Raw genomic sequence first — 15,588 nt, forward strand, 5'->3', positions numbered from 1 at the left:
AACCTCCATGACACCTCCGCCATAAGCCCGGCGATGCCGCTCGCCGAGGCTGATAAATCAGGCTCCATGCTAAGAACCCGCGGCTAACTTGTCTGGAAGGGCGTGTTTTTCTTACTTGGGAAAGTAATTCATGGAAATCCGCTCAGCAGCTGTTTACATCAGCTCTGGCCGACCTGCTCTTCGTGGTGAACACGGAAGGCCAGCTCGGCCAGGTGGACACCGTGGGTCAGGAACTCCTGAGTCCGGCAGACATAGTCATGCTCACGGCCCAGGCGCGCCAGGTAGCCGTTGATGTAGTCCACCTCGGTCGGGCGGCCCTTGGACATGTCCTGATACATGGAGGGGTAGTGAAGCGGGTTGCTCACCCGACTGACATAGTCCACCTCGTCCAGTGTCTCCTGACGGGTCTGGATCAGCTGCTTGCCAGCCCTCTCGCAGGCGTCATAGGCCTCGTCAATCAGCTGGCGGGACATATCCTTGGCGCCCGGGTAGGAGATGAACTGGCCCATGGTGATCTGATACATGGTGCAGATGGTGTTGACCACCGAGTTGAAGATGATCTTGGCCAGGCAGGTGCCCTCGAAGTTTTCCGTCAGGATGGGGTTGAGGTTGGCGGCCTTGAAGTCCTCGGCCATCCTGCGCTCCAGGTCGGTGGTCTGCTCGGTCATGGCACACAGGTGCAGGGAGCCGGCCCCGGACTTGCCTATGAAATCCACGTCGCCGGGCCCATTGAGGACCGTGCCGATCATGGCCGTGCCACCATAGATCCGCTCCTGGGGGAAGTACTTGAGCAGCTTATCGAAGTGACCCCAGCCGTTCATGGCCGAGACGACCACCTGATGGTCGCGGAAGAGCGGTGCGCAGCGCTCCAGGACGGCCTCCAGCTGCATCTGCTTGAGCATGACGATCCAGACGTCGGGGTCGCCCTTGTAGTCCTCAGGGGTGTAAATATTAACGGACACCAAATGCCGATTCTCATGATCGCGGGAGACATAGACGCCTCCTTGGTCGTGAACCTTGTCAATATTGGGCATCCAGGTATCCACGAAATCCACCTGCAGGCCGGCCTGCTCCTGCAGCAGCACACCCAGACGATAGCCCATGGCTCCGGCACCGATGACCGTATATCGCATCGAAATACACCCTCTTCTTTTCCTGACTAGGCGACACACCTTCGGGGACCGGCCCGAGGGATACCAAGCAGTATGCCGGGACGGCAGAAGGGGACCAGGACAACGCTCGCATAGTGGACATAAGGACTGGAGCATGCGTGGATTCCTGCAGCGTGGAAAGCCTCGCCACGCCTAATCGACGCCGATAGGAGCATAAGCGGACATCCAGCCATCCCGGCAAAAACACCGGCATAGGCTAGAACCCATGCAAAGAGAGCAGAGAGGAGCCGGGGGGATGGACCGGCGGACCCTGGCCATCCTGGTCCTGGTGGGCGTGATCAGCGGATTCCTGTCGGGGATGTTCGGCATCGGCGGCGGATCGATCATAGTGCCTGCCCTGGTATGGACCGGACTGCAGCAACGGCAGGCCTCTGCCACGTCGCTGGCCTCCATGATCCCCATGTCGCTGGCCGGGGTGGCCTCTTACGCCCTGAGCGGGCATGTGGACTGGCTGGCGGCTCTGTTGCTGGCCGTGGGCACGGTCATTGGGGCGCAGGTCGGCACCTGGCTGCTGGACCGGCTTCCTGAGGTGATCCTCAGATGGCTCTACGTGGGCTTCCTCATGGCAGTCATTGCCCAGCAGCTGCTGTCCACGCCCTCAAGGGAGAGCAGCATCCAGCTGAGCCCAGTGGTGGCCTTGATCATTCTGCTGGTCGGCGTCCTGATCGGAACCCTGTCAGGGTTGCTGGGTGTCGGCGGCGGAGCCATCGCGGTGCCCGCCCTGGCTCTGCTGGGCGCCAGCGACCTGATCGCCAGGGGAACCTCCCTGCTGGCCATCCTGCCCAGTTCATTGTCGGGAACGTTCACCAACCTGCGGCACCACCTGGTCCACGCCGGTCAGGGGCTACTTCTGGGAATCGTGGCCGCTCTGACCACACCTGTGGGCACCTGGGCGGCCTCGGGGGTCAGCGCGCGAGTGGGCGCCAATCTGTTCGCCGCCTACCTCTGCCTGATCGTCCTGCGCTGCATCTGGGCGGCCCTCCAGGTTACCCCGGTCTTCCAGCAGTACATGGCCAATCACAACCACCGCTAAAAACAGGCTCAGCCCTGGCGGTGCCGTGCAAAGAAATCGGCAAGAATCCTGGCACACGCCTGTTCGCACACACCACCCAGCACCTCGGCCTTTGTTCCGGTGTGCGGGTCACGGGGCAGATCCCAGACCGACCCGCAGGCTCCCATCTTGGGGTCCCAGGCTCCGAAAACCACCCTGCTGAAATGACAAGCCATCAGCGCCCCTGCACACATGGGGCAGGGCTCCAGGGTCACGATCATGGTGCACCCGGCCAGATCCCAGCCCACGTCGGATTTCCCGATGGCCTCCATCTCGGCATGAGCCAGGGGACGGCCCAGGGCCTGCCGCTGGTTGAAGCCCCGGCCGATGACGCGGTCCGAGGCATCCAAGACCAGAGCGCCCACGGGCACGTCCCCACGGTCTCCAGCCAAGCCGGCCAGCCGCAGGGCCTCCTCCATGGGCGCCTTCCACTGTTCTTGCACGGGTTCAGTCTGGCAGTCCAGCCCGACAGGTCAGTTCAGTTGATCATGCCTGCGATACGGCGACGCACATGGTGCAGATGGGCCTTGGGCCGCCCGGACGTGTCGATGCCTCGCTTGGCTAGGAAGGCACGAACCATCTTGTCCCCCTCGCTGAAGATCAGAACCGTCAGTCCAATCCCCAGGCAGATGAGCCACTGGCTTGCACTCAGTGGAGCCATGCCCAGAACGCTTGCAACCGGAGCCAGATACATGGCCCCCGCGTGGATGCCCAGGGCCACGAACGAAGCCACCAGGAGGAAGGTGTTGTCCAAGGGGTTGAGCTGGACGATCAGCCTGTTCTCAGACCTGGCCGACATGGCGACGAAGAAGTTGAAGAGGACCAATAAGGTCAGGGCCATGGTCCGGGCGTGGGCCAGATCCATCCCTGCATTGATGTTGAGGCGGAACAGGACCAGGATGCAAGTGGCCATCCAGAGCCCGCAGACGGCAAGCCGTGCCCAAAGCACTCGCGAGAGCAAGCCCTCTCCGGACGAACGCGGGGGCGACTCCAGCTCGTCCCCGCTGCCCGGCTCGAATCCCAGGGCTATGTCCTGGACGCCGTTGGTCACGAAGTTGATCCAGAGCATCTGCAGGGGCAGGAAGAGCAGGGGCTCCTCGGCAATCACATTGACCCCCACGGCGATCATGGCGGCTGCGGCCGTGGACAGGAGGAAGTAGGCGGACCCGCGGATGGCCTTGAAGATGACCCTCCCCTGACGCACAGCCTGGGTGATGGTGACGAAGTTGTCGTCGGTCAGAACCACATCGCTGGCCTCCCGGGCCACGTCGGTGCCGGAGCGGCCCATGGCGATGCCCACCGAGGCAGCCTTCAGCGCTGGGGCGTCATTGACGCCGTCGCCGGTCACAGCCACCACATGGCCCTCATCCTGCAGGGCTTCCACAATGCGCAGCTTGTCCTGGGGGGAAACGCGGGCGGCGATGGAGGTCTCACGCAGACGGGCCCGGAGGACCTCGTCGCTCATCTCCAGCATCTCGCTGCCGGTCAACGCCTGGTCGGTATGCTCCAGACCCAGGCGACGACCTATGGCGGCTGCGGTCACCGGGTGGTCGCCGGTAATCATGACCACGCGGATGCCGGCCCCGGCGCATTCGGCGATGGCCTCGCGCACGCCGGGTCGGGGCGGATCGAGCATGCCTTCAAGCCCCAGGAAGGTCAGGTCGTCAGGTCGACGGCGGGAGGCGGGATCCTGGTCAGAGGAGAGGACCCTGCTGGCCACGCCGATCACCCGCAACCCCTGGGAACCCATTGCTTCGTAGGACTTGTGGACAGCCTGGGTGTCCAAGGGAACGACCTGGCCATCCGGGTCCAGCATGGTTCGGCTCATGGCCATGATCGCATCGGGGGCACCCTTGACGTATTGGGTCAGGGTGCCGTCCGGGCTGCGGCGGATGGTCATGGAGTGGAGCAGCTCCGGCTCGTAGGGGGTCTCCATGACGATAGGAGCGTCCAGGTCTTCGGTGGTCACAGCCCCGGTCTGGTCGGCCAGGCGGGCCATGGCCATATCGACCGCGTCGCCACTGTATTCGATGCCGCCTTGTTCATTCGGCTGCCGGTGGGCCTCGTTGGTCAGAGCCCCAGCCCGAGCAAGGGCGGACAGACCACGCATACGGTCGTCGTCGGATACGGCCGCTGCGCCCAGGTCCATGCCCTCTACGGGGATCGGCTGGCCGCCGCCCAGGGTGAACTGTTCCACGGTCATGCGGTTCTGGGTCAGCGTGCCGGTCTTGTCCGAGCCGATGACGGTGATGGAGCCCAGGGTTTCAACGGCCGGCAATGAGCGGACGATGGCATGGTATTCGGCCATCCTAGAAACTCCCAAGGCCATGGCCACGGTCAGCACGATGGGCAGGGCCTCAGGCATGGAGGCCACCACCAAGGAGACCGCAGACAGGAAGGCCCCGGTAGCATCGCCATTGAGGATGGCTCCGCCGATGAAGACGAAGATGGCCACCAGGATAACGGCGACGGCGATGCCCACCTCGGTACGGTGGATGATTCGCTGCAGGGGCGTGCGGCCCTTGGCCACATGGACCAGATCGTTGATCTCGCCCAGCTCGGTGTCGGAACCAGTGGCCACCACCAGCCCGCGTCCACGGCCGCTGGTGACCATGGTGCCCGAGAAGGCCATGCATCGCCTGTCGCCCAGGGCTGCATCGCGGTCCACGGGATCCGTATTCTTCTTGGCATCCTCGCTCTCGCCCGTCAGCATGGCCTCGTCGATGCGCAGGTGAAGGGCCTCGATCAATCGCAGATCGGCGGGGATGCGGTCGCCGCTCTCCAGGAGGACCAGGTCGCCCGGAACCAGCTGGTCGGCGTCAATCTGCTCCACCCTGCCCTGGCGCACCACCCGTGTGGTGGGGGTGGACAGGGTGGTCAGGGCCTCCACGGCCTTGTCCGCCTTGGATTCCTGCACATAGCCGATGATGGCATTGAGAAAAAGGACCAGGAATATGGCCGCAGCGTCCACATAGTGCTGCAGAAAAATGGTGATGATGCCGCAGACCATCAGAACGGCGATCAGGGGGCCGGCGAACTGCTCCAGGAAAAGTTTCCAACGGGGTTTGGCCTGGGCCTCGGCCAGGCTGTTGGGCCCGAAGATCTCCAGTCGGCGTGCGCTCTCCTGCGTATCCAAACCTTGGTCCCCGGTGCGTAGGGTCTCCAGCACAGCCGAGGTCTCCAGGCTGTGCCAATCGGTGTCGTCGAAACGCATGTCAGTCCCTGCTACCGCTGCGTTCTGATTCTTAATGCTTGTAGATGTCATGGATGATGTCATCGGTCAACCTGGCCTTTCCAAACCGGATCGGTCATTTGTCCCCGCATGCGACCCTCTGCAGTCTTTCTCGCAATCTTCCTTCTGGACCGGGGGATGTCCAAAAGCATCGGGGAAACAATAGCGTGCGCGCAAGTCCCCGGGGTCAAGAGATGGGGCTCCATGGTCAGCCGCCGCAAGCAGTGCCCGCTGGGAGGTTCGGAGCCTTCCCGGTCTTCATGAGTATACCGATTGAGCCGGCTCTTCATGCACTTACGGGAGTCCCCAGGCCGGATTTTCACAAATGTTCGCCTATCGCGAGCGCAGTCTGTCCACCATTTCGCCTTGAGGTGTCAACTTAGCGCACATTGTCCATTAATGCTGTTCCTGGATACCGTGATTCCGTACAATGGATTGTGCGACGTCAATCCTCATGCAACCCTGTACTCGGAGATTCCTTCATCGGTCGAATGAACCCTACTAGTCGGGCCTGCGGCAGCCCGCCCGGGATTGCGTGGCGGAAAGGAAGCCCGTGGAAACATTCATCCTCATTCTGTGCATACTTGCTGCCGTCCTCGTCTCTTCCTTCATCTCCAGATTCATTCCCCGGATCTCCACCCCCTTGGTCCAGATTGCCTTGGGCGCGGTCATGGCCCTGCTGCCCATTTTTCCGCGGATGCGGCTGGATCCTGAGCTGTTCATGGTTCTCTTCATTGCGCCCCTGCTCTACTACGAAGCCCACACCATCAACAAGGTGGAGCTGCTCAAGGGCTTGCGATCATCCCTTTCCCTGGCCATCGGACTGGCTGCCCTGACCATGATCATGGTGGGCGTCATCCTGCACGCTGCCTGGCCCATGTTTCCCCTGGCTGCAGCCATGGCCCTGGGTGCCGCCCTGGGGCCCACCGATGCCGTGGCTGTTTCCTCCTTGGGCGAGAGTGCCGACCTTACACCGGACGAACATTCCATTCTTGCCGGTGAATCGCTCTTCAACGACGCCACTGGCGTCATCGGCTTCCAGTTCGCCATCCTGGCCACCGTGACCGGCTCCTTCTCCCTGCCTCAAGCCCTGGGCGAGTTCCTCCTCGAGTTCGTAGGCGGCATCGGTTTCGGCCTGATCATGGGCTTCGTGGTCAACTGGCTCTTTGAGTCCGCCCGCCGCCTGGGCTGGGAGACCACCACCACCAGAATCCTGCTGGAGCTCTTCCTGCCCTTCCTGATCTACATGGTCGGGCAGAACATCCTGCATGTGTCCGGGGTCCTGGCCGTGGTCTCCACCGGGCTGCTGGTTCGCTTCGACCACACCGGAGTAGGCCCCAACACATCCAAGGCCAACATCGTCTCATCCAGCGTCTGGAAGGTGCTCTCCTTCAGTCTCAACGGCGCGGTCTTCGTCCTTCTGGGCATGCTGCTGCCGGCGGCCATGGGCACCAGCTGGCGAGACCGTCGGGTCAGCAACTGGATGTTGGTGGCCACCATCACCCTGGTCTGCCTGACCGTGATTGTACTGCGCTTCCTCTGGACAGCCAGCGTCCTGATCTTCACCAAGGACCATGAGACCGGCAGCAGACGAAGGATCACATCCAAGCTCCTGAGGTCGGCGGCCGTCATGACCTTCGGCGGACCCAAGGGGACCATCACCTTATCCTTGGCCCTGACCATCCCCTATATGACCGACGACGGGTCCGCTTTCCCCATGCGCAGCGAGCTGATCTTCGTGGCCGCCGGGGTCATCATCGTCACCCTGGTGCTAGCCAACTTCGCCCTGCCGCTGCTGGCCCCTTCACAGAGCAGCGAAGTTCCGGCCCAACAGGTCGAAAAATCCATCAAGGTGCTCAGAGGCACAGTCCGGGAGCTTTCCAGCCGAATCACTGACGAGAACCGGCTGGCCATCCAGCACGTGATCAAGCAGTACAACCACCGCATCGCCAAGCTCAAGTCGCGGATCGGTCAGTATTCCCCCAAGGACTTCCAGGACCTGCAGGTGCAGACTATGGAGTGGGAGCAGGATTACATGGAGGAACGGCTGAGCCGGATTGAGGAGGCCCAGGATCAGCTGGAGGAACGGCTCAAAAGCAAAGACGCCAGTATTGAGCAGGCACCTGCATCAGCACATCCTGCGACCGAGGCCGAACCCAGCACCGAGGCCGAGACCGTAGCCGACAGGGATGCCGATGCACAGCTGATCGACCGGCGCAACGACCGCGGAGACGACCAGGAGGAACTGCTGAATCTGCGCAGCCAGGAACAGGCAGCACGCAGGATCCTGTCCACCATATCCGGCTCCCTCTTCCACTTGGACAGGGGCGGAGAGCTCCGCTGGAGGGCCTACACGGCTCGCAGGCGACTCAGGGGCCTGCTACACAGCCAGTTCCACCGCCTGAAGCACCTGACCCAGCCGATCGACAAGGATCGTGTCTTCGTGGCCGGACGCCACCTGCAGGCAGAGATGAACCACTTCCTGATCGAAAAGCTCTACTCCGAGCTGGGCAAGGGCCGCTTCAAGACCGAGGACCTGCTCAACACCATCATCAACCACCAGATGATCGAATCCTCGGCGGAGGGAAAGACCGAATACGCGGGCATGCCGGCCGTCAGAGATCAGGTGGAGGAGGCCAAGCGCGAAGGGTATGCCATCGAGCTGGGCCAGATCCAGGACATGGTCGAATCCGGAGAGATCTCGCGCACGACAGCCAGGAAGATGCGCCGCAACGTCTACGTCATGCAGGTCGATGCCGACTCGGCCCTGTGAGCCGATCTACATAAGGCCCGAGGTCACGTCGATCTCGCCCAGCCACTGGCGAAGGTCATTCATCTCGCGCATGTCGACGGCATGGTCCAAGTGATCGTACTCGGTGGTGTGCAGCCATACGTGCTCGTCCAACCAGGCGGCCAGGGCCCGGAATTCGTACTTGGGCACCGTGGTGTCATCCGAACCGAAGCCCAGGAAGACCGGCTTGTTCAAGCCAGCCAGGCGCTCATCCGCCGGAGCAGTGCCGGGCACTAGGCCTGGGGCAAGGAACCCGGACAGGCATATGGATGCCCGGTAGCGCTCAGGGTTGACCCGAAGCAGATGAACCGCCAGCATGGCTCCCTGCGAGAAGCCCATGGCCACCACAGGTCGGTCCTCGGGGATGTTGGCTGAAACCCAGGCATCCACAGCTCGAGCCGCTGCGTAGCCATCCCGATCCAAGTCCTCCTGTTCGGGGCGCATATCGTGAAACCAGGTGTACCCAGGGCCGAACATGCCGCGCTCGCTGCCCGGCACCACCATGGGCGCCCGCAGGGATGCATAGTCGTTGTAGGGGGCCACGTAGCGCATCAGGTCAGCCATGTCCTCCTCGTTGGAGCCCCAGCCGTGCATGAGTACAAAAATGGGCCGCGAGGGGTTGCCTGTGCCCTGCTTGCGGGACCAGCGGACCTGCTCGACCTTGAGCTCCTGCCCAAAACGTCCGGGCACCACCGTGGAGGGCCGACCCACCAATCCGCCATTATCCTTTTGTGCTTGATCCATATCTGCCACGATAGTCGACCGGGCCGGTCATTCAATGCTGACTCATGAGCGGCTCGGCCTGGCCACCCCACTGGCCCTGCAGTCCGGTCACCTGGGTCTTGCTGCCTACCACCATCCAACGCTTGCCGGTCAGCAGCCATAGATCCTGGGGCTGCAGCCCGCCTCCGTAGCGGGAGAGCAGGTCAGGCACGCGGGCGCGGATGGGCCCCTTGGCCAGAGATGCCGCAGAATCGTTGTCGAAGACCACGTAGGCTATGGTCGTATCCGTGCAATACCGGGCCTGGGAGATGCCCACATACCCATCTAGGCCAATGTCATGCCAACCCGAAGCGCACTGACCGACAGCCTTGTCGATACCGCCGGTCATAGCCTGGGCCGAACTGATGGGCGCTTCGTCACGCGCAGGAGCCTTGATGATGCCCTTGGGAAAAGAGTTGGCGATGAGCAGGCCTGCCACGGTCAGGAGCATTCCGCAGATCAGAAGAATAATGCCCGCCGAGCCCACGGATGGCCGGTTCGGGATTGTTCCGGAGTGACGGGCTATGACGACCAGGATTATGGTCAAAAGGGCAAAGGCCACGGAGACACCCACCCAGGCCGAGATGCCCACCTGGCCTATCACCCCTAGCCTGGAGGGGGCTATGGCATGGGCCAGCAAGGCAGCGCCCGCCAGGGCTGAGACCAGCCCTGTAACCGCCGCAAACCGACTCCAGATGTTGGCATGGGCTATCTGAATAGGACGCTCATCAATATCCGGGCGAGGAGGATAGGAGGCTGGCAGACCCTCGTCATACCCGCTGTCCGCCAGCCGCTGATCCAGCTGGTTGAATCCATCGGCCATCGACCTCGCCACCTTTCACGGTTGGTTTCAGTCTATGGGGGCGGACACATGCAGACCAGCGCCGGTGGCCAATGCTTCACCATCCCAACATCCTGCTGGACTGATAGATAGGCATATTAGAAGCGCCTAGTTACTTATCGCCGCGACGTTCGGCACCAGCACAGGTCCGATGACGGCGAAAGAACCTGGAGCCCGGTTGGAGTTCAGCCCTTGATGTCTCGGGGATCCTTCTTGCCTATGGTGCGCTTGTCGCGGATTTTATTGCCGCCCTTGTTATGGATGTTGACCTCGCCGCCGCCGGACCGATCTGCAAAGACCTTGGCCTGTTTGGTGGCCTCCGCCTTGGTGGCGAAGGTACGAGAGACGCGTGAAGCCCCGGCACGCTTGACTGTCCAGAGATCGCGATCCCCGTCGTATTGCACGTGATAATCAGCCATGATGGCCGTCCTTTCCATACTTCCCTGTACCCCCTCATCTTCCACTGCCCGACCTGAGACACCGTGCTTCGACACTCCAGAATTTTCAGGAATATTGTTCATCAAAGACCCGGCCCTGTGTTGCAACTCCTGTCTCAAATACAAAGTGGCTCTGTGATTAGAGCGGAGTCTGGCGACAACTCGACATGATCCTGCAAATACCGAAAAGCACACGCATGACTTCGGCATTCATTCTTCCGCGTTTGTTACTGAGAAATAATTTTCAAGAGTCTTCTTACCTAGAACCAATAAAAAGCCGTTTAGGAATAAGGCGCTTTGCGGAGATATACGGACTCGATAAGCCTATGACCAGGAAACACCCACGTAAGCACCCCATATTCCATATGTCAGATTTGCGACATATGGCGCGATCTCAAAACCAGATTATGATAATAAAGCTCAAAATATATGCAAATATGAAAGGTTTGAAATCCCGATCTTCATCGACATGTCCGTGAATCCGACTGGAGCGGGCGACGGGAATCGGACCCGCCTCTGAAGCTTGGGAAGCTTCCATTCTACCAATGAACTACGCCCGCAAGTTTGGCTACCGGGGTCAGACCTCGGCCAACCGCATGCGAGTCACTATGGTAGCAGGTCTCGGCGATGTGCGCGAATCACCAACTCCGGGCACGGTTACGAGACAGGTCTTCAATCCACTTTCAGACGGTGCCGTCAGGCTCGATCAGGTCAGCCACCACCGTGGAGCAGGCCCCAAGCAAGGCGGCATCCTCACCCAAGGCCGATCGGTCGACCACCAGGGGCCGCCGGAAATCAGTGGCCAGAGCATCGTTCATGGTCTTCTCCATGGCGCTCAGAAAGATGCGGTTGACCACTCTGGAATCGCCCAAAACAGCCACGCGAGGAATATCCATAAGGCCGGCAGACATGGTCAGAACACGGCCCAGCAGTTCACCGGCCCGGCGCAGAATGCTAGCCAGATTGTCAGGATCCCCGTCCATTGCAGCAGTCAGCTTGGGAACGCTGATCAGAGATTCCAAGCAGCCGCGCTTGCCGCAGCGGCACTGAGGGCCTGTGGGGTCAACGACCACATGGCCAATTTCGCCGGCCGCACGGTTGCAACCGGTCACCAGCTCGCCGGAAACCAGCAACCCCGCCCCAACTCCGTCGCCCAGATGGACCAGCAGTAGGTCAGATTGTCCTGAGCCGAACTGCTGCTCGGCCAGCACCTCGTTGTTAGCATCGTTGTTGACCGTTACCTCCAGGCCTGTCTTCTCATGCAAATAGCCGCGCAGGTCGGTCTGAACCCAGCCCAGGTTGGTGGCATCATCCACCACGCCTTCAGCACTGACGATGCCAGGACTGGATACACCGATGCCCATGATGGGGTGGGCTGCCCGCTGCATCAATGAATCGGTCAGCTCCCCCACCAAGTCCAGGGGAACCTTGCCGTCAGCAGTCAGAGGGATCTCCTCACGCGCCACTACCTGCCCGGTCAGGTTGAGCACCGCCCCCCTGAAAACGTAGGGCGTGGAAAGGTCCAGGGCCAGGATGCTGCGCCCGTCAGGATTGATGCGCAGCAGCCGTCCCCTCTTGCCCGGCCCGGTGGATTTGCTGTAACCCACCTCCATGAGCAGATGCTCGCCCAGCAGCTCGGCCACAATATCTGATATGGCGACCCTGGTCAGCCCTGAAGCGCGGGCCAGATCAGCCCTGGTCATACTGACATCGGGATAGAGCAATCTGAGCAGGATTGCTCGATTGTGGTGCCGCACCGACTTGGGCAATGCCTTGGACAGGTTGCCGCTATTGCTGGTCATAATTCGCCTGACGATAGATAATGCGGGTACGGGGACCCGCCATGGGGATTGGGCCTTGAACCCCGTGACCATGCCCATCCATGCTTGCTCCTTATATTGTAAACTTCCTTGCCCGGACAGATCCGGATCTCGCCATAACGGCATCAAACTGGTTCGTTTTCAAGACTACGCACTAGCATCATGGGCAAGACTACGAGACAGTCAGTAAAAAGTTCAGTTCCCTAACAATTACGTGTTAGGCTGTTAACAGATACCAGAAACAGCTGCATCCCTCGCTGAGCAAAGGAGCGATCGCCATGACCAAAACACCGAACCATCCGGGAGCCTCATCTTCCGCCATGAATCCCCGATACCTGCTGGGAAACGAAGCCAATCGCATCTTCATGGCCTCGCAGACCTATGGCTTCCTGGACTTCGGGCGCGGGTTCCCCACCGAGCAGGGCGGCGCCGGCTGGCTCAATGACGACGGCAGCATCGACCCAGACCAGGGAATCCAAACCTGGATCACCTGCAGAATGACGCACGTCTACGCCATCGGCAGCCTCCTGGGCTACCCGGGAGCATCACAACTGGTCCACCGCGGCGTCCAGGCTCTTCAAGGAAACCTGCACGATGACGAACACGGCGGCTGGTACCCCTCGGTCTCCTGGCAGGGCCAGCCCGAGAGCGGCAAGACCTGCTACACCCACGCCTTCGTGGTCTTGGCCGCCTCTTCGGCCATGCTGGCGGGCGACTCCGATGGACAATCCCTGCTGGAACAGGCGCTGGAGATCTTCAACCGCTACTTCTGGGATGATGACAGGGGCCTGGCCGTCGACACTTGGGACAGCGGCTTCACCCGGCTGGACCCCTACCGGGGGCTCAACGCCAATATGCACAGCACTGAGGCCTTCCTCGCCGTAGCCGATGCCACCGGCAAGGAGGAATACCGCGAGCGCGCCGGACGCATCATCGACCAGGTCATCGGCTGGGCCGAGAACAATCAGTGGCGCATCCCCGAGCACTTCAACAGCGATTGGCAGGCCGACCTGGACTACAACGAGGACAACAAGGCCGATCAGTTCAAGCCCTACGGGGCCACGCCGGGCCACGGAATCGAATGGGCCAGGCTGATCACTCAGTACGCATTAAGCAGGTTCGATCAGGAGGCCGACCGCCGCCGCTACACCGAGGCAGCCGAGCACCTGTTCGCCAGGGCTGTGGAGGATGGCTGGGCCGCCGACGGGTCCGAAGGCCTGGTCTACACCACCGACTGGCAGGGCGGCCCGGTGGTCCACGACCGCATGCACTGGACCCTGGCCGAGGCCCTGAACACTTCGTCCACCCTCTACGCAGCCACCGGCAAGACCACCTACGCTGACTGGTACGCAACCTTCTGCAGCTACGTAGACCACTACCTGATCGACCACCAGGGCGGATCTTGGTGGCATCAGCTGAATGCCGACAACCACGTGATCGGCACGGTCTGGCCCGGCAAGTCCGACCTCTACCACGCCTTCCAATCCACCCTGATCCCCTACAACGACCCGGCGGTCTCCATCGCTACGGCCATCAAGCAGGCCTGCGGACAGGGATGGGCGAACCAGGCCCAGGCCCGCTAAAACCCCATGGCAGCAGCGACCCCGCACCTCAGGGCGGGCACAAATAGCGTCCAGGCCGACCCGATCAGCTTAGGGATAGACATCGGCGGCACCAAGATCGAGGGTGTGGCCATGGATGGTAACGAACACCTGCTGGCCTGCCATCGGATCCCCACGCGCGAGGGCAGCCAAGCGGTTCATGACGACACAGTGATGCTTATCCGCCACCTGCTGGACCAGGTGGGCCCAAACCAGGGTCCGGTCACCGTAGGCTTAGGCATCCCGGGGCGAGTGGACGCCAATCGAGGGATGGTGGACGACGCGGTCAACTTAGGCATCCGCCACATGGCTCTGGGCCCTGCCGTCGCCAAGACGACCGGTCTGCCCGTCCGCGTCGAGAACGATGTGAACATCGCTGCTCTGGGAGCTGCCTCGCAGACTGGCGACACTCTGATGACCCCTGGAGCCACACCCCACTCCCAGGCTGCTCGGGACCAGGCCCGACGACCCGCAACTGAGCCTGGACGCGACGGCCCCAGGGCCCTGCCCGACCATGACGACCACACGGTGGCCTTCATCAACCTAGGCACTGGTCTCGCAGCGGGCATCATCAGCGGGGACCGGATCGAACACGGAGCCAGCGGGGCAATCGGCGAAATCGGCCACATCCCAGTAGATGCCCACCAGTTTCCCTGCAAGTGCGGCCAGCGGGGCTGTCTGGAGACCGTGGCCTCCGGCTCGGCCGCGCAGGCCCTCTGGCCGGGGATCGCGCACCCCTTGCCTGACCTTATCGCCCAGGCAGGCCAGGGGAATCAGCAGGCCCAGGATGTGCTGGACATCATTGGACATGGCATTGCCCTGGCCGTGCAGATCGTGGCCCTGACCATCGACCCCGCAGTCATCATCCTGGGCGGAGGCATGAGCAAAACCGGTCAGCCCCTGCTGGATCTGGTCACCGAGCATCTGAATAGGAGTGCGGCCTGCAGCCACTTCATCGCCTCGCTGAGTCTGCCCGACCGGCTTCGTCTAGCCCCAGCCGACCTGCCCATCGCGGCCATCGGCGCAGCCCTGGCAGGACGCATGGCCGCCGATAGTCGCCCATCTGACTTTATTGGAAAGGAAACCGCATCATGACCGAAATCATCATCGTCAAGTCCCAGGAGGAAGCCGGCGAAATCTATGCCCGCTGCACGGCCGACCTGATCCGGCGCAAGCCCGACTGCGTGCTGGGTCTGGCCACGGGGTCCAGCCCACTGGCGGCATACCAGGCGCTTGCCAATCTGGTCCACAAGGAGGGAATCGACGTCTCCCAGGTGCGCGGGTTCGCCCTGGACGAGTATGCAGGGCTGGATCCGGCCCACCCCCAGTCCTACCGGTCCACCATCGACCGGACAGTGGTCGAGCCTCTGGGCCTGGACCCCGCCAAGGTGAGGGTACCTGATGGAAACCTGGACACCATCAAGGACGCTGGCCGCGTATACGACCAGGCAATCGAGGATGCCGGCGGCGTTGACCTGCAGATCCTGGGCATCGGCACCGACGGACACATCGGCTTCAACGAGCCCGGATCCTCCCTGGCCTCGGGCACACGCATCAAGACCCTGACCGAGCAGACTCGCATCGACAACGCCCGCTTCTTCGACAATGACATGGACCAGGTGCCTACCCACTGCATCACCCAAGGAATCGGAACCATCCTCAAGGCACGCCAGTTGGTCCTTCTGGCCTTCGGCGCCGGGAAGGCGGAAGCCGTGGCCGAGAGCGTAGAGGGCGGCATATCGTCCTTCTGCCCAGCCTCCGCCCTCCAGATGCATCCTCATGCCACCGTGATCGTGGACGAGGCCGCCGCCTCACGCCTGCGCAACCGCGACTACTACAAGTGGGCATATGCCAACAAGCCTGACTGGCAATCCATCTGAT

12 protein-coding genes and 1 tRNA gene are annotated in these 15,588 nt (G+C 61.9%); 5 read left to right on the top strand and 8 right to left on the bottom strand.

The window, feature by feature from the left end:
- Nucleotides 1-158: 158 nt before the first annotated feature.
- Complete coding sequence (locus tag J3T93_RS05525) at nucleotides 159-1,133, bottom strand: ketopantoate reductase family protein (RefSeq protein ID WP_267430866.1); 975 nt, start codon at nucleotides 1,131-1,133, stop codon at nucleotides 159-161.
- A 274-nt stretch (nucleotides 1,134-1,407) separates the two neighbouring features.
- On the opposite strand from J3T93_RS05525, the gene J3T93_RS05530 reads away from it, so the two are divergent.
- Complete coding sequence (locus J3T93_RS05530; protein ID WP_324123867.1) at nucleotides 1,408-2,205, top strand: sulfite exporter TauE/SafE family protein; 798 nt, start codon at nucleotides 1,408-1,410, stop codon at nucleotides 2,203-2,205.
- Nucleotides 2,206-2,213: 8 nt separating this feature from the next.
- On the opposite strand, the gene J3T93_RS05535 is transcribed toward J3T93_RS05530, so the two are convergent.
- Nucleotides 2,214-2,666, bottom strand: coding sequence for a nucleoside deaminase (locus J3T93_RS05535; RefSeq protein ID WP_258561511.1), 453 nt, complete (start codon nucleotides 2,664-2,666; stop codon nucleotides 2,214-2,216).
- Between the two features lie 35 nt (nucleotides 2,667-2,701).
- A complete protein-coding gene (locus tag J3T93_RS05540; RefSeq protein ID WP_267430868.1) occupies nucleotides 2,702-5,437 on the bottom strand; it encodes a cation-translocating P-type ATPase in 2,736 nt (911 codons plus the stop codon).
- 571 nt (nucleotides 5,438-6,008) lie between these two features.
- Between J3T93_RS05540 and J3T93_RS05545 the strand changes: the two genes are divergently transcribed.
- Nucleotides 6,009-8,228, top strand: a complete 2,220-nt coding sequence (locus J3T93_RS05545) for a cation:proton antiporter (RefSeq protein ID WP_267430869.1) — start codon at nucleotides 6,009-6,011, stop codon at nucleotides 8,226-8,228.
- A gap of 6 nt (nucleotides 8,229-8,234) precedes the next feature.
- On the opposite strand, the gene J3T93_RS05550 is transcribed toward J3T93_RS05545, so the two are convergent.
- The 5 genes from J3T93_RS05550 to J3T93_RS05570 form a co-directional block, all read right to left on the bottom strand.
- Entirely contained in the window at nucleotides 8,235-8,990 is a 756-nt protein-coding gene (locus J3T93_RS05550) for an alpha/beta hydrolase (RefSeq protein ID WP_267400953.1), read from the bottom strand.
- A gap of 31 nt (nucleotides 8,991-9,021) precedes the next feature.
- Entirely contained in the window at nucleotides 9,022-9,831 is an 810-nt protein-coding gene (locus J3T93_RS05555) for a hypothetical protein (protein WP_267430870.1), read from the bottom strand.
- Between the two features lie 203 nt (nucleotides 9,832-10,034).
- Complete coding sequence (locus J3T93_RS05560; protein ID WP_045934889.1) at nucleotides 10,035-10,268, bottom strand: DUF2188 domain-containing protein; 234 nt, start codon at nucleotides 10,266-10,268, stop codon at nucleotides 10,035-10,037.
- A gap of 504 nt (nucleotides 10,269-10,772) precedes the next feature.
- Nucleotides 10,773-10,846 (bottom strand) — tRNA-Gly (locus tag J3T93_RS05565).
- 123 nt (nucleotides 10,847-10,969) lie between these two features.
- A complete protein-coding gene (locus J3T93_RS05570) occupies nucleotides 10,970-12,088 on the bottom strand; it encodes an ROK family transcriptional regulator (protein ID WP_267430871.1) in 1,119 nt (372 codons plus the stop codon).
- Nucleotides 12,089-12,384: 296 nt separating this feature from the next.
- On the opposite strand from J3T93_RS05570, the gene J3T93_RS05575 reads away from it, so the two are divergent.
- From J3T93_RS05575 to nagB, 3 genes are read left to right on the top strand one after another with little or no spacing between them, the layout of a single operon-like run.
- On the top strand, nucleotides 12,385-13,689 hold the full coding sequence (locus J3T93_RS05575) for an AGE family epimerase/isomerase (RefSeq protein ID WP_416378828.1): 1,305 nt from the start codon (nucleotides 12,385-12,387) through the stop codon (nucleotides 13,687-13,689).
- Between the two features lie 6 nt (nucleotides 13,690-13,695).
- Nucleotides 13,696-14,802, top strand: a complete 1,107-nt coding sequence (locus J3T93_RS05580; RefSeq protein WP_267430872.1) for an ROK family protein — start codon at nucleotides 13,696-13,698, stop codon at nucleotides 14,800-14,802.
- Nucleotides 14,799-15,587: a glucosamine-6-phosphate deaminase gene (gene nagB, locus J3T93_RS05585; protein WP_220236648.1), complete on the top strand. Its 789-nt coding sequence runs from the start codon at nucleotides 14,799-14,801 to the stop codon at nucleotides 15,585-15,587. Before J3T93_RS05580 ends, nagB begins: the two co-directional genes overlap by 4 nt.
- The last annotated feature ends 1 nt before the right edge of the window (nucleotide 15,588 follow it).

The organism is Bifidobacterium sp. B4111 (assembly GCF_026537235.1).
In the GTDB taxonomy this organism is placed as follows: Bacteria; Actinomycetota; Actinomycetes; order Actinomycetales; family Bifidobacteriaceae; genus Bombiscardovia.